The following is a 26,645-nucleotide window of genomic DNA, read 5'->3' on the forward strand; positions in this document are numbered from 1 at the left end:
TCCAGAACGATTGAGGTGGAACTCTTGCACAAAGCGCTTCATACTGATCATTCTTATGAAAGAAGTTTTGCATTTAGCCCCGTGTTGGAATGGTCTCTTCTTGATGCTCATGGTTCCAGCTCTTCGAGCGTCATTCCGCCTGATTTTGTTCGCCGGCCCAATCTGGCAACTCCCCTGCCTCGTTATTTGTATTCTCGCGCCGCAGCCGGGCGACCATCCCGGCCACATCGTCAGCGGGGCGTGAAACAAGGTCGCTCACTGGTACATCGGGCATACGTCTCAGAATGAGAATGATATTTGCCATCAGATCAGCTAACTCGTGGAGCGAAAGCTTCTCGAGTTCCTCTGGCGACCACCGGAGATTCTTCTTCATGATGATGTTCAACCTTCCTTCGACGAATGACTTTTTGCTGTCTCATCAGTACCATACCTCAAAGCAGTCCATTGCACAAGAGTGATGTACAGGCCTGTGGTGGAATCTCATAGGAGACGCCACAGATGGCAGCATGGGCCGACACCATAGACATAATGTGATTTGCCAAACGTTTTAGCCGCCTCGGACACAATATGGTTCAAAAAAAGTTGGACATGATATGGGTCAATTTCATAAGTGGTCCAACTAAGAACCTGTTTTGGAATGCGCGGCGGTAAGAGTAAATAGCGTGGCAAGAAGAGCAAGTTAGGAGAAGTTTTGTGCGAGGTCCAGACGGTAGAATGTCTTGCATACAATGAAACCATCAAGGAGAGGAAACATGAAATTTCTGCTCACTTCTGCTGGCATCAAAAACGACAGCATTCGTCACGCGCTGGTTGATCTGCTGGGCAAACCCATTGCCGAGTCCAGTGCCCTTTGCATCCCCACTGCGGGGTACGGGCACCCCATGGGCAGCCCTGGTGGGGCATGGCGTTTCATCACCGGCCAGTCCTCCACACCCATGTGCGAGCTGGGTTGGAAGTCCTTGGGTGTGCTGGAACTCACCGCGCTGCCCAGCATAAATGAAGAGCGCTGGGTCCCCTGGGTCCGAGAGGCAGACGTCCTGCTAGTGAACGGCGGCGATGCGCTGTATCTGTGCCACTGGATGCGGCAGTCCGGGCTGGCGGACCTCTTGCCGGAGCTTCCCGATACGGTCTGGGTGGGCCTCTCCGCCGGGAGCATGGTGATGGCCCCCTGCATCGGGGAGGACTTCGTCGGGTGGAAGCCGCCCGAAGGTTTCGATAGAACGCTAGGACTGGTTGATTTTGCGATATTTCCGCACCTGGATCACCCCTCTCTACCAGACAATTCCCTGGCCAATGCAGAAAAATGGGCTGCTGGAGTGGGTGTGCCAGCGTATGCAATTGACGATCAGACCGCTATCGTCGTTCGCGGCGGGGCAGTCGAAGTGGTCTCCGAAGGCCATTGGAAACAGTTTACGCCCTAATGGGGGATGGGAACTGGTTCGTTCTTGCTCCCTAAACGAGCGAGGAGTGTACACGGTGCTCCTCGCTACCTCTTTGTGGTTTGCCAATCTCTTTGTCCTGATTGGAACGTTTATGAGTCAATGACTGGTCGGACAACTTATGGGTCAAAATAGCAAAGGAGTTCATTGGCCTCATAAGCCACTTGAGCGAGCCTCGCTACAGCCGCTGATTCGAGAGGGAATCATGAGCATCTGCGAGCCAGATGAGGACGGTTCCTGTCACCATGCCGATGACGAGCCAGATGGTTCCTTCTACTACCCCTGTCTCGAACCATGAAAGGCTTGCAGACCTGTTCCAGGGATGAAGGAGCCAGAGCAGGCTTTCAACCACCTGGGAACCCAGCACGTGCCCTGCTGCCCAGGCGATGGCGTTCGCGCTGACCCACCAGAGGACCTGCTTGCGCTTGACTCCGTATCTCTTGATGACCACCATCCCCTGAAACCATCCGACGAGACTGCCAAAGATGAGCATCAGGATCATCAGCACGCCGGTTGCATACCAGAACTCTGGCGTCCCGAACATCAGGGACCGCCAATTGCTAAACTCAGCAGTGAAGGTGTAGAAGAAAAAATAGGGGAACATGAAGAAGATTCCCAACATTTCTGTCAATAGCCAGAAGCCTGCCCTGGCAACGAAGCGGCGCAGCAGAAGCCACTGGCCGAGCGAAACAAAGAAAAGAGGGGAGGCCAGATAAAAAAGCAGGCCAATGCCAGTGCCGGAAGGCATCTCCAAGATGAAGAGAATGAGGCTCTTGCCGACGACTCCTCCGACGACCGTCAGTCCAACCCAGAGAAACCAGATCATGAGATCGGGTGCCGATTGGCGTGTGCGTTGTGCTTCATGCAATAGCGTCTTCTCCCGCGTTCAGTTGGTTTGTTCTCGTTCTCAGACGCGAGTATACCCCAGACACTTCGTCGCTTCCAGGTTTTGAAGGCCAGACAGAACGCACACAGGTGCGCGATGCCCGTCCATCGCTCTTGATCTGCGAGAAGGGTTGTGTCAGAACTGAGGACACAGGAATTAATCAGGCAGCGTTTAACACGACCTACTCGCCCCCCCTCTGTATCAGGCTACCAACATCATCGTCATCAGAGTATTCAATCGTTGGTGGAACAGGTCACGTTGGCGTGCCAATGATACAGATTACCCGATGGTGGTGCGAAATCGAAAGAAGTGGCGAAGTTCATCAAAGGCTCTGCAAAATCGCGACGCAGAAGCGAAGCTTCCAAAGCCTCGCATGGGATAGTAGCGCTGTTTAATACCACGATGATCCTGTTCCACTATATTGTTGAGATAGTGGTTACATTGATGGATGACTTCATTGCCAAAGGTTTCTCGGATCGCACGCGGATAGGAGGCATGCCCATCCGTTGTTACTTGTTCAGGAGTATGACCAATCGTTTCAAGGGCTTGCTTGAAAAATCGCTTGGCGGTATCCATGTTTCGCTTTTCGCTCAGCATGAGTCAACCAAGTTACCATCTCGATCAATAGCTCGATAGAGGTAGCACCACTTTCCCTGAACTTTGACGTAGGTTGCATCGACATGCCAAAGGGTCCCAGTACATCCACGCCGTCTGGATCGCAATTGATCTGCTAAGAGCGGAGCAAATCGAGCTTCCCAATCTCGTACCGCTTCATGTGTGAACGCAAAACCTCGCTGCAAGAACATCTCAGCCAGATCTCGCAGACTCAACTTATAGCGTAGCCGCCACAGCACGACGAGCAGGATGATATCGGTAGGATATTCCAAATAATTGAAAGGTGTACCAGTACGTTCGTTAAACATGCGTCGGCAGGACGAGCAGCGGAACGTTCGATCGCCCAGAGTGGTTTTCTTCAGATGACAATCATCTTAATGCTCACCAGTATACCACCAGAGCAATTTCACACTGATCTTGTTCTCAGTTCTGATCATTTCATTTCAGACAGCCAGGCGAACATGACAAGGATTTGAAGTAATGAATCAGGAAAGGACCACTGTAAGGAGTGGACAAAGGGGATGTGAGAGACCAGGTGACCTTAGTTGCCACAGTGTTTGGAGTGGTTGCTTAAACTGAATCAGATGAACCCTCTGCACCCACTTCTTCAGTTCCTCGCAATTTTTGCAACACTACCTCTTGTCTTGACACCACGCTTCTTTCATGGTACAATTTGTACCAATTGGTACATAGATATGGTACATACTTTTAGTAGGTACGGAGTGGCAGATAAAGGGAGGCTGAATGCCTTTTTCGCGCTTTACGAAAATGCCGCACGAAAAACGAGAACGCTTGTTAACGGTTGCCGCTCAGGAGTTCGCCGCTCATGGCTTCGAGGCAGCATCACTCAATCGGATTCTTGAAGAGGCACATATCGGGAAGAGTTCGGCATACTACTATTTTGAAGATAAGGCTGATCTCTTCCGGACAGCGGTCGAATATTGTCTCGATCAACTCCAATTCGCTCCTCCGAACGAAGCCTTCTCTTCGCTCACTGTCGAGACCTTCTGGCCCACGATTGCTCAAACGTACCACCAGACACTGCTCCAGGCACAGGCGCGACCCTGGCTCTTTGGAGCAGTGCGTGCTGCCGAACATTTAACGACGGAGTCGTTGCAGCGCGCACCACTAGCAGAGCTTATCCGCTCCCTTGAACGCTACATGATGGGCAACATAGGTGCCATGATGAAACGTGGGCAGGAACTCGGGTTGATCCGGACAGATCTCCCCGACGAGCTCCTCATTGCCTGGTTCAGGGCCATTGATGGGGCAACTGATACCTGGCTTCTCGCTCACATGGATCATCTGGACCAGGAAACCATTACCCATATTTTGCGCCAAACACTGGCTTCGATCCGTCAGGTGTTGGCATGACCTAGGATGAAATCTCCGATATCCTAAAAAAGGAGAGAAATCATGTCCGCATGTGTATTCCGTACACCGCTGTTAGATGAATATATCATCAAATAGAGTAAAGTCGATAGCCGCCCTTGAGCAGAAGAAGACCGCTGGTTTCGACGATTGATGCAGATGGAAAGGACACCATCATGAAAGCTGCTGTGCTCAACGACATGAAAGGCTCATTTGATATTGAGAACGTCCAGATCGACGCTCCAAAGGGACGCGAGGTTCTCGTCCAAGTGAAGGCATCCGGTCTGTGTCATACCGATCATTACATGGCCGTGAATCCTTTCGGATTCCCATTACCTGCACTCTTAGGCCATGAGCTTGCAGGGGTCGTTTCAGAAATTGGACCCGACGTTCGCGAATTCGCAGTCGGCGATCATGTCGTTGGGAGCACCCTTGGATTCTGTGGTCATTGCGATGCCTGCCTGAAGGGTCGCACGTACCTCTGTGAGCATACTGAAGAGACAAAGCGCAACGACAGCCAGAGCCAACGCGTCACCAGCAATGGGCAACCAGTGACTGATGTCTTTGGCACATCAGCCTTCGCTGAATACTCCTTATTGCATGAGAGCCATCTTGTGAAAGTGCCGAAAGAATTGCCTTTTCCACAGGCAGCTATCTTGGCTTGCGGTTGCGTAACTGGTGCCGGCGCGGTCCTCAATAGTGCCGACGTGAGACCCGGAGAGACGATCGCCGTCATTGGCATCGGCGGAGTCGGCTTAAACGTCATCTCGGGTGCCAAGTTGACTGGTGCATTGCGAATCATTGCTCTAGATGTGCAGCCCAAAAAGGAAGTGCTGGCACGGAAGTTTGGAGCGACTGATTTCATCAATGCCAGCGCGTGTGACCCGATCGAGGCGGTCAAACATCTGACGGGGAGCGGTGTTGATCACGCTTTCGAGGCGGCTGGCCTCAAGCTTACGTCGGAGCAAGCGATCAAGATGGTGAAACCCGGTGGTGGCGTCTATTTCCTTGGAATGCACACACCCGGTTTGTCGATGGAAATCGATCCAGTCGATCTCATCTTGCGCCAGGTGGTCGTCAAAGGGGTCTTGATGGGGTCGACCAACGCCAAGATTGACATTCCAATGTACGCCAATCTTTATCTGCAGGGTCGCTTCAACCTTGATGATCTGGTCTCCAAGGAGATCAATATTTCTGAAATTAACGACGCTTATAAAGCAATGAAAAATGGTGACATTGTGAGGTGCGTTATTACCTCGTTCTGAAGATCAGATAGGATCAAGCCCCTTTCCAGAATACTTTGCGGAACTTCTGAATCAGTCAGCTTATACCCTTCATGCCCGATACTTTGTGGTTGGTGACAGCTCGTATAATACATCCATCGGTTCCAGGATGATGGTGAGGACGAGGTGACAGCTGCGGCTCGACCGCGCACGTAAGATGGTTCCCCATCATCATGGGTGAACTGAAAGCCTCGCGCTAAAAACATCTCAGCCACATCACGCAAACTCAATTTGTAACGGAGCCGCCAAATGACTGCGAGCAAAACAATATCTGTCGGGAATTCTAGAGAGTTGAAAGGAGTGCCAGTTCGTTCGTTGAAAGTACTGCGACACTGAGGACAAAAGAATGTAGCATACCCGAGTTTGGTTTTCTTTAATCTCAACCATGCCGATCTCAGAAGATCGGAAAAGGAGTCATCCTGCATGAGTGGTCGTGGACAAATGAATGATAAAGGTTGTTCCCTCTCCTACAGTGCTGGTTACGTCGATACGGCCATCTAGCAGCGTCACGATGTTACGGCAGACGGCAAGGCCAAGTCCGACACCAACCGACCCTTTTATTTTTTCGCGCGGCTGGTTGCCCTCACGGACGCGGTAGAAGCGTTCCCAGATGTGGGAAAGAGCGTCAGCGGGAATCCCTTTGCCTGTATCGACGACCATCAGGCAGACCTCTCTGTGTCCAGTCGTCGCCTTGATGGTAACGGTGCCTCCAGGAGGCGTGTAGCGCAGGGCATTTGTAATCAGATTGACTAGCACTTGTTCCAGCCGTGAACCATCGGTTGTTATGGTGGGCAGGTTTGGAACAAGGTCGAGATGTATCTGCATATTGTTCTGTTGAGCATAGGGAAGGAAGCGGTCGTGGAGAGCTGTGAGCAACTCTGCGATGGGAACCGACTCCAAGTAGATTGTACTTTGTCCCGTTTCCAGCATGGCAAGGTCGAGCAGGTCGCCACTCAGTCGTCCCAGTCGCGTGGCTTCAGCGCTGATCGTGCGTAGGACGCGGAGACGCTGAGCGTTATCGTTGATGACGCCATCGAGTAATGCTTCGGCATAGCCTCGAATGAGGCTGAGGGGGGCAGCGAGTTCGTGTGAGACGTTTGCAATCAGGTCGCGTTCGGCCCGCTGCTGCTCAAGGACGGTATCCACCATATGATTAAACGAGAGGCTTAATGTATGCAGTTCGTAGGGGCCAGCGGGGGTTACGCGCCGCTGATATTCTCCTTTTGCAATTGCCTGGGCAGTGAGCGTCATAGTGTGCAGAGGATGCGCGAGCCTTTGAGCGGCGATTACTGCCCCAAAGAAAACCAGGACAACGGCGATGCCAGCGGCAAACATGACGAGGCCAAGCGAGCGTCGCCAATTCGTCGTAGCGAGCGATTGATTTTCACCGAGCAGCAGTTCGCCAACAATCGTATGTGGCTGGTTCGCATCTCTGGCAGTGGTCAGAGGCGTATCGGTAATCAGCTGATCGTTCAGCCAGGTCCACGACTGGTTGGAAGAGCCGGGATGGGCGAGATCAGAGCGGGCATGCTCTAGCAGCGTTGGGAGCTGGTTCTGAGCCAGTTGAGGAGAGGCGTAGACGAGATTGCCGTGTTCATCGAGCAACAGGGCGTAACGGTGGGGAGAATCAGCCAGCGCTGCCTCTAACAGGCTGGTGCGCGTTTGAGGCGTAGTATGGAGCAAAAAGGCAGCATCTTCTCCGCAGCACTGACTGAGCGCCTGAGCCTGCATCATCATCTGGTTGCCCTGATGCTCGGCGAAGTACCCTTTCAGGAGAGCACCGACCAGCACGGCATTGAGCACGATGGCGATGAAGCCAATGCCGGCGAAGGTAAAGGCGATTTGAGTGTGCAGACGATAGGGTTGCCGTTTCTGTGGACTACTGTTCTGACGTTTCATACTTCATCACCTATCAATTTATAGCCGATGCCCCAGACTGTTTTGAGCAAAGAACCTGCTGGGCCGAGCGCTTCGCGTACACGGCGCACGTGGGTATCAATCGTGCGTTCGTCGCCCGCAAAATCGTAGCCCCACACATGATCGAGCAGATCCGCACGCGAACAGACGACGTTTGGATGCAGGGCCAGATAGAGCAGCAGATCAAACTCGCGTTCTCGCAAGGCAACGTTTTTGTTCTCAACAAAGACAGTGCGTTGAGCGGGATCTATCTTGAGCGAACCTGTTTCGATGATATGTGTAACTACCGGATGGTTGCGTCGAAGGACGGCCCCGATCCGCGCCACTAACTCGCGTGGAGAGAATGGCTTGGTGACATAATCATCGGCTCCCTCCGCAAAACCGCGCAAACGGTCATCTTCCGTACCCCGCCCTGTCACCATGATGATAGGGGCGCTGGTAGAGGCCCGCAGGACGCGGCAGATCTCCCACCCGGAGCGCAGGGGGAGCATCAGGTCGAGCAGAATGAGATGAGGATGGATGCGCTGCGTGCAGGCGACTCCCTCCTCACCGGTCTCTGTATGCTCAACAGTGTAGCCCGCATGTTCCAGATACGTTCGTACGAGGCGTGCCATCTCACGGTCATCTTCAATGATGAGAATAGTTCTGCCGCGCACCACCTGTTCTGTCATGGATCTTCCAGTGCCTCGATTCACAGCGATAAAGATAGCCCCAACGGGCGAGAGCGTCCAAATCCAAGCTCCTGCCCCCATTATAGCCGATCGGATCGACAAGATGTGACAGATGTGTGAACTCGCTCTATTTTTGCTCGCGTCATACTTCTGTCACATCTTCCATCCCTTTTCGTTTTACACTCTTTTTTACAAGAACAGGCATTGTGTCTGAGATCAATTACTCTTGAAACGGAAAGGGATATTCATTATGGCAAGTTTCTCTGGCGTTGCCGGTACGTTTCCTATGCAAAGCCTGCCTGACGCAAAGCTCCGTTCGCTGTTGCGATTGCGTATGCTGATTGGGTATATACTCTGCTGTGGAGGGCTGCTCTTTACCTTTGGGGGAGCCTGGGACGTGGTCTCGCATCGGACCGTTGGCCGGGATGCGACCTTTTCGCCTGCACACGTCACCATGCTTACCGCGCTGACGCTGATGGGGTTGGCGGCAATGATGCTGGTGTTGGTTGAGACAAGGTGGGCGCGGCGCGATCCTGGCATACGCGATTATGGGATTACGTTTGCTGGTGGCTTCTCTGGCCCCCAGGGAGCATACCTGGCGGGCTTTGGCGTTGTCGCGTCTGCGATTGCTTTTCCCCTGGATAACTACTGGCACTCGCTCTACGGGATCGATGTCTCGCTCTGGGGACCGTTCCATGTGATGATCCTGATGGGGGCGCTGCTCGCATCCATTGGCGCGAGCTATCTGCTCATCTCGACGGCGCATCTGGCGGCCTCGCAGCATGCCGAGATGGTGAGGCGACTCTGCATGGTGGCGACGGTGATAACACTGACCGATATTGCTGGGAAGCTGATGAACATTGTTGAGCCTGCACTTTCAACGCAGGGGGTGGTACAATTGCCCGTTGGTAGTTTCGATCTGTACCCGATCATGATAGCGACTAGCGCCATGATTGGCCTGCTGGCTGCCGCTTTTGCCTCTCGCTGGACGGCGACAATTGTTGCCCTGATCCATAGTGCCATCACCATCGTGCTGGCGATAGTGATTCCGCCGGTAATGGCATGGCAGATCAGGTTTGAGCAGGAGACGGTGCTGGCACGGGCCGCGCAATCAACGGCGCGAGAAGGGATTCGCCACGCTATGATCACACCGGTACTCCTGTTGGGATTGGCGCTTATCGTTGATGGGGTGATCTGGTATGCACGGCACAAGAACTGGACGTTGCGCTCGGTGTTGCGCACCCTCTTCGTGATAGCATTGCCCATACTGCTTGTGATTGCGCTGGTTGGCCTCACGACATTTCATGAACAACGCGGACTTCAGGGACAATCCGCGACATCGGGAGGGCTTGCCGCGCTTGGTCTATCAACAGTACTCCTCTCACTCATCTTGATGCCAGTCGGAGAGCTGATAGGGATGTGGATTGGTCAAACGATGGGAAGATCTTTACAGAGGGAAGGGCAATGGTAAACAGGAACATCTGGCAGTTTGCCTTACTCATTGGGGCGATTGCATCATTGATCATCGTAATGGTTGTGCTGCTCCAGGTCGTCCTCTCGCCATATGTGCATGGGGGGCCAGCCAGAATTGTTGCCACCAATGCTGGTCCGTATCCACTCAAGGTAACATTCTACGCCGACCCCGCCAGCGCCGGTTACGCGCTACCCTTTGCCATTCAATCTGAAACGCGTGGACCGCTCACCTATGATATATCGGCGAGACCCGCAAAAGGGACTGTCGGCTCCATTGTGCATGGGGATATTAATACAAAGACAACAAATACTGAAGGGATGCCAGGGAGCGTCAATATCACTGTGCGTGGAAACTGGATATTGCATATTGTTGTCGCAGGTTCCGCCGGAGAAGGACAGGCCAACATCCCGTTTCGCGCGGTGGCTCCGCCTGCTATCCCCTCCTGGCTTGCCATGCTGATTGGCCTGCTTCCCGTCTATGGGATCGTGATCTTTTTGCTTGTGCAGAGTAAGCGTAATTTGCAACGATCCGCCCCGGAACATCGGTTGTCACGGTCCTTGCTCTAAAGAGGGAGGGGAAAGACTGTGAAGCTCTGTTTTTCTGCAACGGTCCCAGAGATGGCAACAATGACCTGTCGTACCTGTACGGAATCACCGACACCGTGTGCAACCTCGGTATAGGCTCAATCTTGTGGACCGGGGTCAAGCAAGCAAATCAGACGCAAGGTCCTGGCCCCTGCGAGAACGCATCATGCGCGATCACGTCGCTGAACGGCAGTGGCATCAACCTCTCGCTGAGTATCACGAACCAGTCGTGCCTCAACCTGTTGCAGTACGGTTGGGGCATGACCAGCGGCGGCACACCAACCTCCACATTGACTCCTACACCCAAACCAACTATAACACCGACCCAAACTCCTGTGACGGGTGGCGCGAGTTGTCAGGTGAGCTACATGGTGAATCAGTGGTCTGGCGGTTTCACGGCGAATATTACTATTACGAACACCAGTACCACAACGAGCAACGGCTGGACACTGAAATTCGCCTTCCCTGGTAATCAGCAGATCACGCAAGGATGAAATGGGGTGTTCTCACAATCGGGCACAAATGTGACGATCAGCAATGCCAGTTACAACGGGACAATTGCTGTGAACGGTTCGGCAAATACCGGCTTCAATGGAAGTTGGAGCGGTAACAATCCTAGCCCAACAGCATTTACCCTGAATGGGGCCAGTTGTAGCGTGTCTTAATCGCTACAATTTCGCTGATTGATCAGCGTTAAGGGGTATGAGCTTGGTTTGCCGGTGCATTTCGACAGGATCTTGTCGAGATGCACGCGGTTTTCTTCACGCAGCTTGAGGAATGGAGTTCTGATAGATTTTCGCTGTTTTCCTGGCCACGCTTTCTTATCCGTTTGTCTCGTTCATCACGCAGGCCCATTGAAAGTGTCTTCCTGACAGCAGGGAGCATAACATTACTAGTTCTGTTTAACAGAAAGAGAATGAGGGTGAGGTGATCTCATCAATCATTTGCAGTTCCTGCTCACTGAAGGACAGGTTTTGCAGAGATATGACGGCCTTGAGCATCTGCTCGACCTTGGATATCCCAATCAACACGCTGGTCACTGCCTCGTGTTGAAGATTCCATGCCAGAGCCATCTGAGCCAGTGTTTGCCCACGATCTCGTGCTAGCCGATCGAGCCGCTTGAGCTTGTCCAACAGCTCAATCCTGGATTTCTGGGTCTGCTGTTGCCCATGTTGATAGAGAGTGGAAAGGGAAGCTGAGGAGCGATGACTGTTGAGGCATGGTTCAGCTAATAGCCACTGTGCCAGTGGGCAGGTAGTCAGCACGCCAGTTCCGGTACGGAGGGTATGAGCAAACAAATTGGTTTCAGCGCTGCGGTTCAAGAGATCGTAGTGCGTCTGGCTTAATGTGACCGTCTCCTGACCTATTTCCGCCAGAGTAGTGAAAGCGTTGAGAAAAGAGGTGCCCGCAAAGCTGCTGAGGCCGATATAGAGTGCTTTACCCTGGCGCAGGATCAGGTCAAGCGTGCCCATCGTTTCCTCCAGTGGTGTCTCAGGATCAGGACGATGGATGTAGAAAATGTCAACATAATCCAATCGCAGGTGTTTGAGTGACCGATCGAGACACACCATCAGGGATTTTTTGGAGAGCCTCTCACCATAGGGTTCTGAGTTCATCTGATAGCCCGCTCCGGTAGCGATAATTAGTTCATCACGTGGCATCGTGTGCAGGATTTCCCCCAGGATGATTTCGACATCGATAAGTTGTTGTCCATATGTATATGCCAGATCAAAGTAGGTAATTCCCAGATCAAACACGCTATAGAAATACTTTTGCGCACCAAGTTCTCTCCAGTTGCTTGTCACAATTTCCCGGACACCCAGGGAGATGGCAGGCAGTTTCAGTCCTGACTGACCGCAGCGGTGATACCGCATGCCCCCATCACGAGCTTGTGTGAATGCGCTCATCTCTTGATTGATCCTTCTCATTATGAATCCAATTACAATGTGAGTCGGTTTGTTTATTGACACACCATTGGTTGTCAAAACCCATCATATTGTGGAAAGAGCCTCGTCTACGAGCTGCCAGATGATATAAGCACTTGCATCGGCCTCTGGTGCAAACATAGCCCTGGTCTATTTTTTCTCTTCAACGGTGACCAATTCCTCCCAAAATGCTTCAGGGATAGGATACTGAGCCAGGGTAATGGTCTCAGCAATTCGCTGGGGATGACTGATGCCTACAATAGTTGAACTAATGCGGGGATCGCGTAGGGAAAATTGCAAGGCTGCTGCAGCGAGAGGAAGAGTGTACCGCTGACAAAGCGCTTCCTTTTTTCGGGCCAGTGCTAGCAACATTGGATCGGCCTCTGAGTACATATAACGAGGATAGGCAGATGGCCCTTTGGCAAGCATGCCACTGCCGTAGGGAGCTGCATTGATCGCTGCAACCCCATGTTTCATGCATACATCCCAGAATGGATCAGCCTCTGTGTTGAGCAGTGTATAACGATTGTGTGAAATGGCGACCTCGAATAGCCCTGTTTCCACAAAGCAAGTCATCAGTTCGATAGGACCACCGGCAACTCCCAGATGAGCAATTAAGCCTTCTTCCTGACATTGCCGTAAAACTTCAACTGGTCCTCCAGGAGCCATAGCATCCTTAAAGGAGATGTGTTCTGGATCGTGTAAATAGAGGAGCTGGAATTGGTTGAGTCCCAGTAAATGGAGACTGCGCTCGACACTCCGCCGCATTTGCGCTCCACTAAATTCACCGGTCTGAAGGTTGCGGTCTGCTTTTGTGGAGAGGACCATTCCTGCGGGAAGACCACCGTATTCACGGATGACGATCCCGAGACGACGCTCACTCTCGCCATCGCCGTAGGATGCTGCGGTATCAAGAAAGTTAATAGGACTCTCAAATAGTGCGTGAATGGTGGTGAGCGCTTGTTCTTCTGCAACTGTATAGCCGAACGTTTCAGGCATATTCCCTAAAGACGAACAGCCAATACACAGGGAGGTAACCTTCAATCCTGTTTGGCCCAAGGGACGGCGAGGGAGCAAAACCTCCTGTGCCATGTCGTAGCCTCCTACTCGGGAAAACTCTTTGATGAGAGAAATGCTGATCTCATGAGAGCATGTACCTGTAATGATTTCGAGAAACCGTTTACACCAAAAGCATAGACAGAAGAGCATACTTTGTCAAGGGGAACACAAAAATTGAGGAAGAGATCTTGTCTTCAGGGCGATTTCCGCTTATAATGCCTGTACAGGAAAGAATGAAACAAAGGTCTCTGTTTCGGTAGAGGGGAAGATTGTTATGAGCAAGAAACCGGTCTCATTTCTCTCAGTTGCGATCGCCTATGTATTAGAGAACAAAGAAACGAGAGGAATGTATGGCAGAATCCCGTAGTCCAGATGGTGTACAGGGGCAAAAATCCGTTACTATTCGTGATGTAGCAAAACAGGCAGGTGTATCGGTAGCGACCGTTTCGCGTGTTTTAAATGGATCTCCCAAAGTTGATCCAGGCATAGCTGAACGGGTCCATACAGTTGCAGCTCAATTGAACTATCAACCAAGCAAGGTGGCACGCATGCTGGCCGGGCGGGGTTCTACTCTGCTTGGATTGCTGGTCACAGATATGCAAAACCCATTTTATTTGGATTTGATTCGTGGTGTAGAAGAGGTTGCGCAACAGCATAACTACCTGGTCATCGTTTGTAATACGATGGAAAATACACAAAAAGAGGAGAACTATCTGAAAGTGTTATCTGCCGAACCCATTGCGGGAGTGATTGTCGTACCAACACGAGGACAGATAGCAGGGATTGAGTACTTAAGAGAACGCAACATTCCCCTGGTTGCAGTTGATAGGAGAGTGGAAGATCGTTCAATTGATTGTGTGATTATCGACAATATAGCGGCAGCGCGAGAAGCTGTGACTCACCTCATTACCAATGGCTATCGCAGGATTGGTGTCATTGGGGGACCCAAAACAGTCACGAACGCCAATGAGCGTATCTTAGGGTATCGTCAGGCGCTCCAGCAGGCCGGTATTGTACGTGAGGCAGCACTGGAACAGCGAGGGGTGCTCATTGGTGACAATGTCGGCATTGCTCTTGCCAATCGGTTACTGGATCTCGATCCGCCCGTTGAGGCTATCTTTGCCGCTAACAACCGCCTCACGATCGGGGCAATGCGTGCTATTCATGCGCACCAGATGCGTATTCCCGAAGATATCGCTCTGGTGGGTTTTGATGATATCCAATGGGCTGTTCCTGAACAAGTCTCGGTCACAACGGTCATCCAATCAGCTTATGAGTTAGGAAGCGCAGCCGCCAATCGCCTGATCCAACGACTACAAAAGCCAGATGCGCCGAGGCAGGAAATTGTCTTGCAACATCAGTTAGCAGCGGGTACATCGTCGACCCCGCATGCGGCCAGAGAGACATTTCCTCGTGCCATCTCTGGAAGGGTTGAGAAGAACAAAAAGAAAGCGCCACGGCGTGTGATCCCACAAGAAACGTTCTCCGACTGAGAGGTCAAGAGGGCACCTTCCCTTTTTTTTTACGCCTTGTCTCCACTCCCTCTTGACAAATTGCATCTTTCAATGTAGTCTTTAACCAGATTGCGTGAAACCGGTTTCTCGTAGAACAGGCGAAGCCAATGCAGGTGTCGCTGAATCGTAGCCACTATACAACGATCCGATTTTTAACAAAGGACTGTTTCCAGAAGGAAATTGTATATGCTGTCGTGGAGGACAAGCAAATGAACTCTTTTTTCGTTGTCATGTGTCCATTTCTTTCTGCGTACTCTCTTTTCTGTGGATGCGGTTTGCTCAGTAGCATCAAGGACCTGGCTCTTCGCTCCTCGTCCCTTCTCAATTCAAGCGAGTGTCAACAAGAACAATTTGGATCTGCCCAATTCGATGTGTTGCTAATAAATTAATCTATTCCCGGAGAAACTGACGTGCAGTCATTCTTACGCACGCCTCTTGTGCGTTTACAAGGTATCTCCAAACGATTTCCCGGCGTTGTCGCCGTCGATGAGGTGGATCTGGACATCTATCCAGGCGAGGTGCATGTCGTGGCGGGCGAGAACGGGGCGGGGAAATCGACCCTGATGAAACTGCTCTCTCAGGTTGAGCGACCTAGTAGTGGAACGATGAGCATCAATGGTCAACCTGTGCGATATCAGGGACCACGTTCTGCTCAGGCTCTTGGCATCGCCATGGTCTATCAGGAATTTGCTCTGGCACCCCATTTGACAGTGGCCCAGAACATGTTTCTAGGAAGAGAGCCTGGGAAACTGGGGCTGATTAACCGTGGGAGTGAGATACAGCAAGCACAAGAGCTGCTTCGGCGGGTAGGGTTGACCATTGATCCACAACGACTGGTCTCGACCCTCTCGGTCGCCGAACAACAGTTGGTCGAGATTGCTAAAGCCCTTGCTATCGATGCCAGGCTTGTTATCATGGATGAGCCGACGGCGGTTCTGACCGGTGAGGAGATCGAGGATCTCTTTGCTGTCATTGACCAGCTCACCGCCAGAGGGATTGCCATCCTCTATATCTCCCATCGTCTTGACGAAATCTTCCGCATTGCGGACCGGATTACTGTCATGCGTGATGGAAAAGTGGTTGCAACTTTACCGCGATCCGAAATAGACGAACAGAAACTTATTCGCCTGATGGTCGGGCGCGATCTTCGCAACCTCTACCCCAAGCCATCGGTTGCCATTGGTGAGGTCGTTTTGCGAGTCCAGCACCTTTCACGACCGGGCATCTTACATGACTGCACCTTCGAGGTTCGGGCAGGAGAGATCCTGGGATGTGCAGGTCTCATAGGCGCTGGGCGCACTGAATTGGCACGAGCCGTGTTTGGGGCTGATCCCATCAGTGGGGGCACGATCTGGCTCGACGGGAAACAACTCCAGGTGAAGACGCCAACTATGGCTATTGATGCAGGGATCGGCTATCTGACGGAAGACCGCAAAGGCAACGGCTTAGCTATGAATCTGGGTATCGATCAGAACATTACTCTCGCTCATCTGCCGATGATGGCGGGAATGATTGATTTGAAGCAGGAACGGTACATTGCCTTGCGCTCGCGCGATGACTTACGCATTCGTACTCCATCGATCAAGCAACAAGTTCAGATGCTCTCAGGAGGGAATCAACAAAAAGTTGTGGTCGCCCGTTGGCTTCAGACGAAATCTCGTGTTCTCTTCTTTGATGAGCCTTCGCGTGGTATTGATGTGGGAGCCAAAGCTGAGATGTTTGATCTCATTGGTCATCTTGCTCAAGAAGGGCGTGCCATTGTGATGATTTCCTCTTATTTACCCGAACTGCTTAATATGTGTGATCGTATCCTGGTGATGCGTGAAGGAAAGATCGTTGGTACGCTCGACCGTGAGCAATTTTCGGAAGAGCGGGTCCTTGCGCTGGCAACAGGAGCCAGGGAGACTGAAGCGTTATGAAAGAAACAGTGCCACCACTAATAGAAACGGATAATCCACCAAACAAAAGAAGTTTGAGTCTTGCTTTCATGGGAAGGTTTCGTACGCAATTAGTTGACCTTGCTGCACAACTAGCAGCGGCAGGTGCACTGATTCTTGTGTTTGTATATCTCTCATTTGCCTCACCAGTTTTTTTGACTTTTAACAATTTGTTCAACGTGATCGTACAAACGACCGTAACCGCTGTAGTCGCCATAGGCATGACCTTTGTGATTATCACAGCGGGCATTGATCTGTCAGTCGGTTCAGCGGCAGCTCTGGCTGGCATGCTTGGAGTCATGATGATGGTGCATGGGGTCAGTTGGCCTCTTGCAGTTATTGGCGGCGCACTCATTGGGGGTATAGTGGGACTGGTCAATGGCGCATTGATTACCGGGGCGAAATTGAGTCCATTTATTGCGACGTTGGGGATGATGAGTGTTGCTCGTGGATTGGTCTATATTTCTACCAATGCTGTCGCCATTTATGGAGCACCAAACGATTTTGGTTTGCTGGCACAGGGCATTATTTATGGTATACCCATCCCACTCATTATTCTGGTCGTGATTGCGGTGCTGGCCCACCTGATTTTGACTAGAACGCGGCTGGGACGCTATACCTATGCGATTGGTTCCAATAAAGAAGCCGCGCGTCTCTCTGGCATTCCCATTGAACGGTATCAGTTGATCATTTATGGGCTGTCAGGGTTGCTAGCGGGCTTTGCAGGCATGATAGGTTCTTCGCAGGTGACATCGGGGCAACCGAACTTTGGACAAGGGCTAGAACTGGATGTGATCGCGGCTGCCGTGATTGGTGGTGCGAGCCTCTTTGGTGGTCAGGGCACGATTGCTGGAACTCTGATTGGTGCCTTTTTAATTGCTCTCATTCGCAACGGAGCAGTTCTCCTCAATGTGAATCTTTTCTATCAAAGCGTCATCATTGGCGTTGTGATCTGGTTAGCGGTCATCTGGGACCAATTCAGACGACGCAAGCTTGCTACGCTTTCCCAATAAATGGATGCCCAGGGGAGCATGGGAAGAACACTCTTGGGGAAAGGAGGAAAAAACGCCAACTAGTAGCGCCTGTGATTCTGCCAGGTGGACAGAGAGAAAAAGACGAGCATGATTTTCAATACACGAGCGAAACAGCGCATTCTGTCTTGCTCAACGAGTGGAAAACATTTTTTATTTTGCATGCATAAGGAGAAAGGAATGCAGCGATTATTGGCACAGGGATTGGCGAGTATTATGTTGATACTACTTGTCATCTTGATTACCGGTTGTGGAGCTGTCCAGCAAGTAAACAGTACCGGCAACACAAGTGGTAACACAAAAAGCAGTGGCAATGCGGCAACAAAAGCCCTGAAGATAGCTGTTGTGCCAAAAGCGGTAGGGTCCGATTATTGGGAAGTCGTGCATAAAGGAGCTGAATGTGCAGCCTCGAAGCTGCAAAATGTCTCCATTCAATGGGATGGAGTCACCGCAGAAACAGATGTCACTGGTCAGGTCAACCTGCTCAAGAACTTTATCACTCAGGGTGTTGACGGCATTGATTATGCAGCCACCGATGCCAAAGTGTTAGCACAGGTCTCTACGCAGGCGACAGCAGCCAAAATTCCGGTTGTCAATATCGATTCTGGAACTGATCCGCAACCAGGGAATGTGCCACTCTTTGCGACAGATAATGTCGCCTCTGCGGTGAAAGCTGCTGATTTGCTGGCGACGGCCTTACATGGGAAGGGGAAGATCGCCTTCCTGCCCTTCCTGGCAGGTTCATCGACCAATGATCAGCGTGCAAAAGGCTTCTTGCAAGGACTTACGAAATATCCCAATCTGCAACTGGTGGCAACTCAGTACAGCCAGAGTGATGCGAACGTGGCCTTTCGGGTGACTTCCGATATCTTGAGCGCACATCCGGATATCTCAGGCATTTTTGCAGCCAATGAGCCTGGGGTAATTGGAGCCGCGAAGGCAGTTCAGAAAGCAGGTCTCGCCGGGAAAGTGGTCATTATCGGTTGGGATGCTGCACCTGACGAGATTAAGGGGGTCCAGAGTGGAGAAATCACGGCTCTGGTCGTGCAAAATCCCTTCAAGATGGGCTATGACAGCCTGAATAGCATCGTCAAGATGATCCGTACTGGCGCTCAGGTCAGCAATGAGGATACTGGCGTCACATTTGTTGAGAAGTCGAATATGAACGATCCCAAAACGCAGGCAGTGCTCAATCCGAGCTGTCAAAATCCTCCTGTCTAATCAACTTTTCTTGAGAAGAGTTACAGGAATCTATCACCCGTTGATGAGGGATGTGAGGACTGAGTTCCAATCAGCATCCCTCTTGTTGCTTCTGACAGGGAAAAAACGCGCATATAGGGTCAGCAAAACAAGGGAAGGAGGTATTTTGTGAGTGAGCTTGAACGTAGCAGCGAAGTGGCTCAACTGCGACAACGCATTCTTCTGGAATATGAGGCGGCACAACGAGGATTAACTGGCACCGCACAGGGAACGACACGCCATGCTTTTATTACAAAACGCCTGGAAAACATGTCTGCTTATCATCAAGTACTCAAACAACTGGTAGGAGAGCAAGGAGCGATTGAGCTTCTTGTGGAAGTTCTTGAGCAGCCTGACTAACTTGATGTTTCTCGTTTTCCGCTGAGTATGGTACGCATATCTGCTGGGAATACTGTGTTGTAAAAAGAAGCTGATCTGTCAAAATAGTGAGAAAAGAAGAACAAGAGAGCCAGTCATGGCTGAGCGGCCCCCCTTCACATGGCTTCATTTTGAAGCGGAGCTTCTTCTCCTCCGCGTGCGCTGATACCTCTGTTATTCATTGAGCTACGAAATACAGCATCCGGGACCGATGGTCGGACCCTGGAGGCCTCAGATAGATGCAGCGACCAGCGTCCGATGCCCCGAAGCCGACGTGTCAGCCCTTGACACTGCCTTGCAGGAGTGCCTTCACGGATTGGCGCTGGAAGATGATGAACACCAGGATCAAACCAGAGGAAGATCCGACAAGTGAGCAGGTTTTGAGGGGAAGAGTGAGCAATCGACGCGAAGCGTGAGCACTAGGACGGAAGCCCCTAGGGAAAAGCGCTCTTCGTCTGGAATACTGCGTGTGAGACTTGTAAATTGCACACTTCATCGCAGGCTGGCTGGACGTCGAGAGCGCTTCATCTGTCGAGCGTTGAGGAAGCAGAGAACAAGGATGACGTATACTCAAGCCGGTTGATATCCTGAATCCGCCTCAAGAATTGACAGGGATACGTCTCTAGCTTTGTTTGCTCAACCTATACAAACTTCTTCAGTTCATCTGCGAGCACTTCATGCGCTGCTTCTGCGAAAAATTGTTCGTCGACACGGTGGACAACTTGAATGGCTTGTGCCAGTTGTGCTCGACCATTCGTCGTCAAGCGCAAGCGAAACGCCCGGGCATCGTATTCGTCGCGAAGCCGTTCAAGTAATTCACGTTTTTCGAGTTGACGTACTACCTGTGACACCACATTTACATCTACACCAGTATTCTCGACGACATCGCGTTGCGTGGGGCCACGCTTCTCTTTCCGAGTGAGACGCGATGTAGAGCCAAGCAGAAAAAACTGCACAGGTGTTAATCCGATGGCTCGCAGCTCCTTAGTAAGTGCCCGGCGCCAGTTGATCGCCGATTGATGGAGCAAGAAGCCCAGACTCTGATGCGGATGGGTGTAAGCTTTTGCATCCATAATGGGTCGCTAGTACTCCGTTTCTGCAAGCTCACACAACCGCTGCATGTTGGGTTCTGACTCTTTTGCAATATCTTGCCCAAACATAGCATAGAAGAAGTCGCCGAGCAACCCGCGAAACTCGGTACGAAAAACAAAGCGGGCACCACCGTCTTCCGTGGGCACGACTTTGTGGAAGCTAAGCATAGTACAAAGTGGCAAATGAGTACGGATGGTGAAGCTTTCGCCCGGCTTTACGTCTTCGATGAGAAGCGTTGCGCCCGGGCCTTTTTTATTTTTGAGTTGCGCGCGGGCACCATTCTCAAAGCAGTCAAGGGTAATCGACTCAATAGTGGGGTCGTGCTTTTTCCAGTTTGGCAGGTCGGTCCAGGCCCTCCAGGCTTGCTCTGGAGTTGCTCTGGTTACCGTGTCTGACGAAAAGGATTTCATACAAAGCCTCCTTGCGTAATTGGTTATTTAGTATGTGTACATACTAAACGACAGTGTGTAATTTTGCAAGTACCCAGGCCGGGGAACAGGGCTTTCCAATTCTCCCATCTAGCGGGAGTGCAGAGGGCTGCCGCCCTCTGCCGGGGTGCGGGGTGTCCCCGCAAAAACCTTTTTTCTTCTCTTTTGCGCGCCGTCGCAGGCGGCGCGCGAAGGAGGGAAGGAAACTGGGGACACCCCAGACCCCGGCAGGGAGACCCTGCACCCCTTTGAGCGGAGAACTGGAAAGCCCTGGCCGGGGAAAAAGACAAAAGCGAGCTTGAGGCTTCTAGAGGGAAAGCGAAAATACTCTAAGCGATAGGAAAAAGGCTAGATAGAAGGAAAGAAGTATTGTCTTAAACAACGGTAAGTAGCGCCAAGAGTGAGTAATCAGCGCGATGCGTGAGTACTGGTACAAATGCCCCTGAAAAAAGTATGCCAATTTACAACATATCGATGGAAGAAGCCAGATGTGGAGCGCTTTTCCCCAAGCACGTTCAGGCCTTTGCTCACGCTTCGCGCCGATTGCTCACTCTACACCTCAAAACCTGCTCACTTGTCGGTTCTTACACACTCTCGGTGAAGCTTATTTGCGCCTGTCACACGAATAGATCGTTCTACATAAATAAAGAGACTGTAGAAGGATCGTATGAAGAAGAGAGAAGTGCTCACACCGCTTGCCTTGCCAGAGGAACTGGAGATTACAGAGATCGAGATGAATGATGAGATCTTCACCCTTACCGCTCATTGCACGCGGAAATACCCCTGCTGTCCCCTCTGCGGTACACCAGCACAACGGTTCCATAGCCATTACTTCCGCCGAATCACGGATCTGCCCTCTGGTGGAATGCGCGTGTGTTTGCAGGTTCTGGTGCGCAAATGCTTTTGTGATGTCAACACCTGTGTGCGCAAAATCTTCGCCGAGCGTTTGGCTCCTTTTGCGGAACCGCTGGCACGAGTCACGACTCGTCTGTTTCAGGTGGTTCAAGCTCTCGGCCTTGCTACTGGTGGCATGCTTGGAGCGCGTCTAGCTGAGCGGATAGGGATCAAGACCTCCTGGATGACGGTTCTTCGCCGCATCATGGCATTGCCATTTGAGCCAGTTGAGCCAGTGCAAGAGCTTGGGATAGACGACTTCGCTTGGAAACGTGGACGGAAATGGGGTACGATTCTTGTCGATATGCAAAGTCACAAGGTCATCGATATTTTGCCTGATCGGTCAGCAGAAACTGCTGCTGCCTGGATAGCAGCCCACTCAGAAATTGAGCTGATAAGTCGAGATCGAGGAGGGGACTATGCATCAGCAGCCAAGACTGCTGCTCCTCAAGCTATCCAGTGTGCAGACAGGTTTCACGTTCTCAAAAACCTTGGCGAGGCTCTGGAGGGCCTTCTGGCCCGCCACCTCGCTGCTCATCGCAGAGGCCAAGCAGAAACATCCTCGGCTACCCCTCTCTCTGATGTGCAAGGGAAACAGCCGCCGAGATATCATCGATCTCATCCAAAGGCAGCCGAGCTGAGCCAGGCAAAGCGAGAAGAGCGCTTGGCTCAATACGAGCAAGTCGTGGCTTTACGCAAACAAGGCTTCTCGCAGACGGCTATTGCCAATCGGATAGGGATCGCTCACTCCACCGTCTCACGCTGGTTGAGGTGTGATACGTTTCCTGAACGACAACCGCCTTTGCGCAAGACTGGTGTTGATGCTTACCTTTCCTTTCTACGCGAACGCTGGGAAGCGGGTTGCCATAACATCATGCAGGTGTATCGGGAATTGCTGGAGCGTGGCTACAAGGGGTCATATCAGTCAGTCTATGATCAGGTGTTTCGCCTGCTTCCCGGAGGAACGAAGAACGCGACAATACCATGCAACCTTTCTGCGGCTCCTCTCTCCTCCAGATCTGCAGCTTTCCTCTTCCTTCGTCAGCCTGAAGCCCTTTCGACCGATGAGCAACAAACACTCATCACCCTCAAACAGCTTGATCTAGAGATCGAACTGGCCTACAACTTTGTTCGGCAGTTTGCCCTGATGCTACACATGCGGACTGGAGGAGAACAGCTTGATGCTTGGCTTGAGAGCGCGAGAGGGAGCCAGGTCCGTGAACTGCAAGGGTTTGTCAAGAGTGTTGAGCGGGACAAAGCAGCCGTACTCGCAGGATTGACCCTTCCCCAAAACAATGGATTAGTTGAGGGTCATGTGAACAAGCTGAAGCTTCTCAAAAGGATGGGATACGGCCGCGCCAGTTTCAAGTTGCTGCGCCAGAGAGTTCTTCATGCTCTCTGACCGAACTGGCTTCACCGAGAGTGTGTAAGAACCACTTGTCACCTTATTTACCAGTTCCGGGCTGTCCCTAATGGGTTTCCAGGTATCGTTGTAATGGGTTGGTCGGCGGGGCTGACCTCGCTACAGCGGAGCGAAAGCTGGGCATATCGATCAAGAACAAGGGCAACCAGAACGCGTGCCGTTTGTCTCTCCCGTTGACCTGCAAGTACCGATACCCAGGAATCAACCACGGCTCGACGGACTCGATTTCCGACCAAGAAAGATGATGGTAAACCAGCGCGTTGTTTCTGCCGCCAATCCCTGCTGCGGAGACGTACCAGCGACTTGCTCGAACGCTCAAGCCGATTGGCAGGAGCAAGACCACTGCAATGGCAGCGAAGCCGAGCAGGACAGAAGCCGCTGCTGTGAGCGAGCCTGCAACAACGGAGACGATCACGCCCAAAGCTGGAAGAGGTGCTAACAGTGTTATGGCCAGCAACCATGGCCGCCAGAGGCTGATCCGAAAGATGAGCTGTGAGGTTTCCTCCATGGACTTTCTCCTTAGAAGATCTGCTGGCCTCTCGCGTCCTTGAGTGGCTGGCTCCGCGACCAGCTTGTGGTAACATCGCTCTCGATCCTCTCGAGAAGGATCTACTGCTATGAACGCCATACATCACGGGATTTTGAGAGCGAAGATTCTGGTGAGACTTTCGACTCTTTTCAATGATTTTGTGTACGTAGTCAGCAGCATTACTTGTGGTGATAGCGTTCCACTTCATGGTAAAATCGCACCCTCACCAGTTCGTTGTCGTGTATGGCTCTATCACATCGCCGGAGAAGAGTTCCGTGCTTTGCGTGCTGAGCTTCCAGGATCGCGCAAAACACGAGATGAAGAAGTGGCAGCATTACGGCGGGAAAACGCCGAGTTGCGAGCACAACTGAAAACAGCGCAAGAACAAGCACGTCTTGCATCCTCGGCTGCGCTGAAGTCGGCAATGATCATGCTAGAGCAGTGGGAGCAGGAAAATCTCGAGCTGCGCGGGCATACTCGAGTCCTCACACGAAGGTTAGAGCAGACAGGAGGATATGCCGATATCACTCCTCCCACTTCTCAAGCAGGTCGCAAGAGCCATTTGAAACCGGTGGATTCATGAGCTTGTGACATACCTCGCCTGCGACTGCGTTAGTCTCGTGCTGAATACCAGTCCAACACTCGTAAGGCGCGCAGGGTGTTCCATCGGCTCGGCTGGCCCTCGCCCTCGTCCGTCTCGACCGGCATCTTGCCAGGGTACAGAGTATCGAGCGGCCACCGACCGTCGCTACCGCGCTTCGACACGACCAGGTCGATTGCCTCAGCTACGCGCTTATCGGGCGTGACGTCGGCGCTGCGCAGGTATTCAAGCCCTCGCAGCACATCGTAGTGCCACCAGGTCGGGAAGGCGAACCGTGTCCATATGGCGTCACTCTTGCGATCCCGCTCGATCACCTCGCCGGTTGACCGTCGGTGGAAGAGGCGGCGCTCAAGGAGGTACTCCTGCCCTTGGAGATGGGCTGCGGAAAGCTTTGGGCTACCTCCGCCCGCTCGTTCGTATTCGAGCAGGGCCTCTAGCACACAGATCGTGGTGTTGAACGACGACCGCATCGAGCCGTTGGGTGCCTCGCAGTTCCAGCCGCCATCGGTCAGTTGTTCGCTGAGCAGCTGGTCAATGATACCCTGGACGTCCTGACCGAAGTAGGCGCCGCTTGCAGCCACCTGTCCGTTGATGCAGGGCTCGACCTCGCCAACGAAGAAGGGGTTGTCGTCCGCTTCCTGCGGGCCGCATCCTTGCCACGTCACGCGGTCGCGAACGAGGCCCACTGCGCGCCGTGCCTCGGAGCTTTCGGGATCGAGACCCATTTCCCGCAGGAGCAACAGGGCATGCATCGTGGAGTCCCACCCGTGGTTCCACGCCGCGCCACCCCACCGCCCGTCGGGTGCCTGGAGGGCGAGCAGTCGAGCGCCTGCGCCCTTGGTTGCGACCCTTGCGCGCTCGGCTGCAACCTCCTTGTCGGGTGCATTGGTCAGGTCTCGCATCACCTGCCAACGGATCGCAGGGTCAGAATCAAGCAGCCACCGTATGACCGAACTCGTTGGCTGCGGGGCTTGCCATTTGGGTGAATGTGTCGGCATCTGTTGATGCTCCTTCCTTTGGTGAAAAGACGTTGGTGATGGCTTCACTCGGCAGAAAGGGAACGTGGCATGAGACCCCTGACACCCTACCTGACTCCGACGGTCAGGTCTTTGTCTTCCATTTCCCAGGCGTGATCCAGCGTGTGATACGCGGTATGCCGAATCAGATACCGCAGCGACCAGGTGCGGGCCATTTTGCCCTCGGCATGGAACGCCCGAATGGCATTGCAATAGGCGTCGCGGTGCGCTCTCAGGCCCTCGTCGGTCCGATCCGCATCGGAAGGCGTGTGCAACCCGAGCTTCTGTGCCCAAATTTGTTCCACGTGAATCGTATGATCGACGATGTGATCCCGATCACGCCCGCCCCCTCGTGGACCCTTCTGCATCTGGGCCGACACACGCCCACGCACAGCGTCGAAGAACGCCCAGCATGCCTGCATCAGGGTCAGTTCCCGTTCCAATGCTCCGCTCGAGAGGTCTTGCTTATCAATGCTTGAGAACGCGAACGAGATGCCCCAGAAGTCGGTTGAGCCCGTGCCTGGATAGTGCTCGACGACGTCAACCGTGCTGAGATCTGCGAACTCTGCATCCATCCCAGCCAGCTTCGCCACCTGGGCATAGCGTGGAAGATAGGATTGTAACCGTTCAAGTGCGGCCTCCTCGGTCTTCGCACCGCGCTCCAGACCGGGCCAATCCGGTGCCACTGCCGCCACCTTCTTGCCTTTCGGTCCGATTTCGAGCGTCACCCGAAGTTGGTTCGCCATCAACCGTGCTCCTGTTCTTTTCGTTCCTGCCGCAAACGTTCGTTCAACTCTCCTCAGTATATGAGAAAAAGCGGTCAAGATGCGCCCGTTTTGCAGGGACTTTGGTGGAAATCCCAGGATAATGCCGGGCGAAACTGGAAGTGCACAGCAAAAGCGAGCGGCTGAAACGAAACTACCAAAGCCACGCATGGGATACTATCGCTATATGATGCCTCGATGATCTTGTTCCAGAAAGTGGCACGGTATTCCCCGGCACTCAAACAATGTTGTGATTTGCCTTGTCCCTGTCCTCATTGGACAAGTTATGATTCAAAAAGTGCGTGGACAACAGGGCTTTCCAATTCTCCCATCTAGCGGGAGTGCAGAGGGCGGCAGCCCTCTGCCGGGGTGCGGGGTGTCCCCGCAAAAACCTTTTTTCTTCTCTTTTGCGCGCCGTCGCAGGCGGCGCGCGAAGGAGGGAAGGAAACTGGGGACACCCCAGACCCCGGCAGGGAGACCCTGCACCCCTTTGAGCGGAGAACTGGAAAGCCCTGGCGTGGACAAGGGCAGTGTTGCAAATACAAAGCTGATCTGCTACAGTGGTGAGAAAAGGA

At 52.5% G+C, this 26,645-nt stretch carries 23 protein-coding genes and 3 pseudogenes; 13 read left to right on the top strand and 13 right to left on the bottom strand.

Features of this window, described 5'->3' with window-relative positions; all coding sequences use genetic code 11:
* Positions 1-130: 130 nt before the first annotated feature.
* A complete protein-coding gene (locus K3T83_RS50125) occupies positions 131-373 on the bottom strand; it encodes a hypothetical protein (RefSeq protein WP_220210641.1) in 243 nt (80 codons plus the stop codon).
* A gap of 379 nt (positions 374-752) precedes the next feature.
* On the opposite strand from K3T83_RS50125, the gene K3T83_RS50130 reads away from it, so the two are divergent.
* Positions 753-1,421, top strand: coding sequence for a Type 1 glutamine amidotransferase-like domain-containing protein (locus tag K3T83_RS50130; protein WP_220211126.1), 669 nt, complete (start codon positions 753-755; stop codon positions 1,419-1,421).
* A 196-nt stretch (positions 1,422-1,617) separates the two neighbouring features.
* Here the strand turns inward: K3T83_RS50130 and K3T83_RS50135 are convergent, their stop codons facing one another.
* Positions 1,618-2,307 carry a hypothetical protein gene (locus K3T83_RS50135; protein ID WP_220210642.1) on the bottom strand — a complete coding sequence of 230 codons (690 nt, stop codon included), beginning with the start codon at positions 2,305-2,307 and terminating at the stop codon, positions 1,618-1,620.
* Between the two features lie 219 nt (positions 2,308-2,526).
* A pseudogene (locus K3T83_RS50140) lies at positions 2,527-3,302 on the bottom strand (IS6 family transposase).
* Between the two features lie 382 nt (positions 3,303-3,684).
* On the opposite strand from K3T83_RS50140, the gene K3T83_RS50145 reads away from it, so the two are divergent.
* Both K3T83_RS50145 and K3T83_RS50150 read left to right on the top strand, forming a co-directional pair.
* Positions 3,685-4,314, top strand: coding sequence for a TetR/AcrR family transcriptional regulator (locus tag K3T83_RS50145; protein ID WP_220210643.1), 630 nt, complete (start codon positions 3,685-3,687; stop codon positions 4,312-4,314).
* A gap of 173 nt (positions 4,315-4,487) precedes the next feature.
* A complete protein-coding gene (locus K3T83_RS50150) occupies positions 4,488-5,576 on the top strand; it encodes a Zn-dependent alcohol dehydrogenase (protein ID WP_220210644.1) in 1,089 nt (362 codons plus the stop codon).
* Positions 5,577-5,764: 188 nt separating this feature from the next.
* On the opposite strand, the pseudogene K3T83_RS56825 reads toward K3T83_RS50150, so the two are convergent.
* The 3 genes and pseudogenes from K3T83_RS56825 to K3T83_RS50160 form a co-directional block, all read right to left on the bottom strand.
* Positions 5,765-6,019 (bottom strand): annotated as a pseudogene (locus K3T83_RS56825) (hypothetical protein); the annotation flags it as partial.
* Complete coding sequence (locus K3T83_RS50155) at positions 6,009-7,493, bottom strand: sensor histidine kinase (protein ID WP_220210645.1); 1,485 nt, start codon at positions 7,491-7,493, stop codon at positions 6,009-6,011. The gene K3T83_RS50155 and the pseudogene K3T83_RS56825, both read right to left, overlap by 11 nt.
* The gene (locus K3T83_RS50160; RefSeq protein ID WP_220210646.1) at positions 7,490-8,182 is read right to left on the bottom strand and encodes a response regulator transcription factor; all 693 of its coding nucleotides are present in this window, start codon (positions 8,180-8,182) and stop codon (positions 7,490-7,492) included. The genes K3T83_RS50155 and K3T83_RS50160 overlap by 4 nt, the downstream gene beginning before the upstream one ends.
* 250 nt (positions 8,183-8,432) lie before the next feature.
* On the opposite strand from K3T83_RS50160, the gene K3T83_RS50165 reads away from it, so the two are divergent.
* The 3 genes and pseudogenes from K3T83_RS50165 (at position 8,433) to K3T83_RS50175 (ending at position 10,905) form a co-directional block, all read left to right on the top strand.
* Positions 8,433-9,653, top strand: coding sequence for a hypothetical protein (locus K3T83_RS50165; RefSeq protein WP_220210647.1), 1,221 nt, complete (start codon positions 8,433-8,435; stop codon positions 9,651-9,653).
* Positions 9,647-10,222: a hypothetical protein gene (locus K3T83_RS50170; protein ID WP_220210648.1), complete on the top strand. Its 576-nt coding sequence runs from the start codon at positions 9,647-9,649 to the stop codon at positions 10,220-10,222. Before K3T83_RS50165 ends, K3T83_RS50170 begins: the two co-directional genes overlap by 7 nt.
* A 278-nt stretch (positions 10,223-10,500) precedes the next feature.
* Positions 10,501-10,905, top strand: a pseudogene (locus tag K3T83_RS50175) (cellulose binding domain-containing protein).
* Positions 10,906-11,142: 237 nt separating this feature from the next.
* On the opposite strand, the gene K3T83_RS50180 reads toward K3T83_RS50175, so the two are convergent.
* Positions 11,143-12,147 carry an aldo/keto reductase gene (locus tag K3T83_RS50180; RefSeq protein ID WP_236065261.1) on the bottom strand — a complete coding sequence of 335 codons (1,005 nt, stop codon included), beginning with the start codon at positions 12,145-12,147 and terminating at the stop codon, positions 11,143-11,145.
* Between the two features lie 168 nt (positions 12,148-12,315).
* On the bottom strand, positions 12,316-13,257 hold the full coding sequence (locus K3T83_RS50185; RefSeq protein ID WP_220210650.1) for an aldo/keto reductase: 942 nt from the start codon (positions 13,255-13,257) through the stop codon (positions 12,316-12,318).
* 317 nt (positions 13,258-13,574) lie between these two features.
* Between K3T83_RS50185 and K3T83_RS50190 the strand changes: the two genes are divergently transcribed.
* The 5 genes from K3T83_RS50190 to K3T83_RS50210 all read left to right on the top strand — a co-directional run bounded on the left by K3T83_RS50190 (position 13,575) and on the right by K3T83_RS50210 (position 19,305).
* Positions 13,575-14,717: a LacI family DNA-binding transcriptional regulator gene (locus K3T83_RS50190; RefSeq protein ID WP_220210651.1), complete on the top strand. Its 1,143-nt coding sequence runs from the start codon at positions 13,575-13,577 to the stop codon at positions 14,715-14,717.
* A 431-nt stretch (positions 14,718-15,148) separates the two neighbouring features.
* A complete protein-coding gene (locus K3T83_RS50195; protein ID WP_220210652.1) occupies positions 15,149-16,657 on the top strand; it encodes a sugar ABC transporter ATP-binding protein in 1,509 nt (502 codons plus the stop codon).
* Positions 16,654-17,688, top strand: a complete 1,035-nt coding sequence (locus K3T83_RS50200; RefSeq protein WP_220210653.1) for an ABC transporter permease — start codon at positions 16,654-16,656, stop codon at positions 17,686-17,688. Before K3T83_RS50195 ends, K3T83_RS50200 begins: the two co-directional genes overlap by 4 nt.
* 198 nt (positions 17,689-17,886) lie before the next feature.
* Positions 17,887-18,927: a substrate-binding domain-containing protein gene (locus tag K3T83_RS50205; protein WP_220210654.1), complete on the top strand. Its 1,041-nt coding sequence runs from the start codon at positions 17,887-17,889 to the stop codon at positions 18,925-18,927.
* Between the two features lie 147 nt (positions 18,928-19,074).
* Positions 19,075-19,305: a hypothetical protein gene (locus K3T83_RS50210; protein ID WP_220210655.1), complete on the top strand. Its 231-nt coding sequence runs from the start codon at positions 19,075-19,077 to the stop codon at positions 19,303-19,305.
* Between the two features lie 659 nt (positions 19,306-19,964).
* Here K3T83_RS50210 and K3T83_RS50215 read toward each other — a convergent pair.
* Complete coding sequence (locus tag K3T83_RS50215) at positions 19,965-20,396, bottom strand: MarR family winged helix-turn-helix transcriptional regulator (protein WP_220210656.1); 432 nt, start codon at positions 20,394-20,396, stop codon at positions 19,965-19,967.
* Between the two features lie 9 nt (positions 20,397-20,405).
* Positions 20,406-20,825 carry an SRPBCC family protein gene (locus K3T83_RS50220; protein WP_220210657.1) on the bottom strand — a complete coding sequence of 140 codons (420 nt, stop codon included), beginning with the start codon at positions 20,823-20,825 and terminating at the stop codon, positions 20,406-20,408.
* A 685-nt stretch (positions 20,826-21,510) separates the two neighbouring features.
* Here K3T83_RS50220 and K3T83_RS50225 point away from each other — a divergent pair.
* Entirely contained in the window at positions 21,511-23,139 is a 1,629-nt protein-coding gene (locus tag K3T83_RS50225) for an ISL3 family transposase (RefSeq protein ID WP_220207339.1), read from the top strand.
* A gap of 67 nt (positions 23,140-23,206) precedes the next feature.
* Here K3T83_RS50225 and K3T83_RS50230 read toward each other — a convergent pair whose 3' ends face one another.
* Positions 23,207-23,668: a hypothetical protein gene (locus K3T83_RS50230; protein ID WP_220210658.1), complete on the bottom strand. Its 462-nt coding sequence runs from the start codon at positions 23,666-23,668 to the stop codon at positions 23,207-23,209.
* A gap of 109 nt (positions 23,669-23,777) precedes the next feature.
* On the opposite strand from K3T83_RS50230, the gene K3T83_RS50235 reads away from it, so the two are divergent.
* Positions 23,778-24,272: a hypothetical protein gene (locus K3T83_RS50235; protein WP_220210659.1), complete on the top strand. Its 495-nt coding sequence runs from the start codon at positions 23,778-23,780 to the stop codon at positions 24,270-24,272.
* Between the two features lie 29 nt (positions 24,273-24,301).
* Here K3T83_RS50235 and K3T83_RS50240 read toward each other — a convergent pair whose 3' ends face one another.
* The gene (locus K3T83_RS50240) at positions 24,302-25,288 is read right to left on the bottom strand and encodes a prenyltransferase/squalene oxidase repeat-containing protein (protein ID WP_220210660.1); all 987 of its coding nucleotides are present in this window, start codon (positions 25,286-25,288) and stop codon (positions 24,302-24,304) included.
* An 86-nt stretch (positions 25,289-25,374) separates the two neighbouring features.
* A complete protein-coding gene (locus K3T83_RS50245; protein ID WP_220210661.1) occupies positions 25,375-26,241 on the bottom strand; it encodes a hypothetical protein in 867 nt (288 codons plus the stop codon).
* Positions 26,242-26,645 lie beyond the last annotated feature (404 nt).

It is taken from the genome of Reticulibacter mediterranei, assembly GCF_016587455.1.